Origin of the sequence: Flavobacterium sp. UBA4854, from assembly GCF_002399805.1 — a bacterium.
Taxonomy (GTDB): domain Bacteria; phylum Bacteroidota; class Bacteroidia; order Flavobacteriales; family Flavobacteriaceae; genus Flavobacterium; species Flavobacterium ginsengisoli.
In genome coordinates, this window is record NZ_DHEI01000091.1 from 36,946 (window position 1) to 38,377 (window position 1,432).

A 1,432-nucleotide genomic window follows, 5' to 3' on the forward strand; every position below is an offset into this window, starting at 1 on the left:
GCAACTGGCTCTAAAACTGGAAGTAATTCTTTTAAAGAAGATACTTTTTTGTCGTATAATAAAATGTAAGGAGAATCTAATTCAACTTCCATTTTCTCTGGATTTGTAACGAAGTAAGGAGAAAGGTATCCTCTGTCAAACTGCATTCCTTCAACAACGTCAACGAAAGTGTCAGTTCCTTTAGCTTCTTCAACAGTGATAACACCTTCTTTTCCAACTTTAGCGAAAGCTGTAGCGATTAATTCACCAATAACTTCGTCATTATTAGCAGAGATAGAAGCGATTTGTTTGATTTTGTCAGAGTCACTTCCAACAACTTTAGCTTGCTTTGCAAGGTCAGCAACGATAGTTTCAACAGCTTTGTCGATACCACGTTTCAAGTCCATTGGATTTGCACCTGCAGCAACGTTTTTCAAACCTTCTTTTACGATAGCTTGAGCTAAAACTGTAGCAGTTGTAGTTCCGTCTCCAGCTAAATCATTGGTTTTAGAAGCTACTTCTTTAACCATTTGCGCACCCATATTTTCTAGTGCGTCTTTTAATTCGATTTCTTTTGCAACAGAAACACCATCTTTAGTAACAGTTGGTCCACCAAATGATTTCCCGATAATTACGTTACGACCTTTTGGTCCAAGAGTTACTTTTACAGCATTTGCTAATGCATCAACACCACGTTTTAATCCGTCACGTGCTTCAATATCAAATTTTATATCTTTTGCCATTTTTTAAATTGCTTTAGGCAGTAGGCTTTAAGCTTTAAGCTTTTTCTACTGCTGTTAATAATTTTTTTATTGCTTTTATTTGCTTTAGGCAATAGGCTGTAAGCTTTAGGCTTTTTGAAAAGCGTATTGCTTAAAGCTTACAGCCTATTGCTGTATAAGCACTTGTTTTAGTTTATAAATTTTGCTCTTTATGCTGTTGATTTTTTCTATCTGATTTTCTGCGATTTCTTTATTAAGGTATTGCAGATCCTTAGCTAAAATCAAAAGATATTCTGTTTCATTGGCAGAACCCAAAGCAATGTTGAGAAATTGATTAAATTCTTTGTCACTATTTCTTCCGCATCCTTCGCTAATATTGGTTGGAATTGATGAAGATGCCCTTCTGATTTGACTTGTTAATCCGTATAACTCTTCTTTTGGAAAAAGTGAAGTTAGTTTATAGATTTCTAAAGTTAAAGAGTGGCTAAGCTGCCAAATGTCGTATTTTTTAAAATCTCTCATTTTTTTGTTGGCTTTAAGCTTTAGGCAGTAGGCTATAGGCATTTTGTGAAAGCTTATAGCTTAAAGCTTACGGCTTACAGCAATCTTTAGATAATCGCTAAAATATCATCCTCGCGCATGATTAGGTAATCAGTGCCTTCTAGTTTTAACTCTGTTCCTGCATATTTACCGTAAAGAACAGTATCTCCAACTTTTACAGTCATTGTGTG

Annotated in this window: 3 protein-coding genes; all 3 read right to left on the reverse strand. The window is 35.1% G+C overall.

Annotation, left to right across the window (positions count from 1 at the left end):
- A partial coding sequence (gene groEL, locus B3J44_RS13590; protein WP_286968920.1) for a chaperonin GroEL occupies positions 1-722 on the reverse strand: 722 nt, incomplete at its 3' end.
- A 144-nt stretch (positions 723-866) separates the two neighbouring features.
- Entirely contained in the window at positions 867-1,223 is a 357-nt protein-coding gene (locus B3J44_RS13595) for a four helix bundle protein (RefSeq protein ID WP_286968921.1), read from the reverse strand.
- 86 nt (positions 1,224-1,309) lie between these two features.
- A partial coding sequence (locus tag B3J44_RS13600; RefSeq protein WP_422653584.1) for a co-chaperone GroES occupies positions 1,310-1,432 on the reverse strand: 123 nt, incomplete at its 5' end.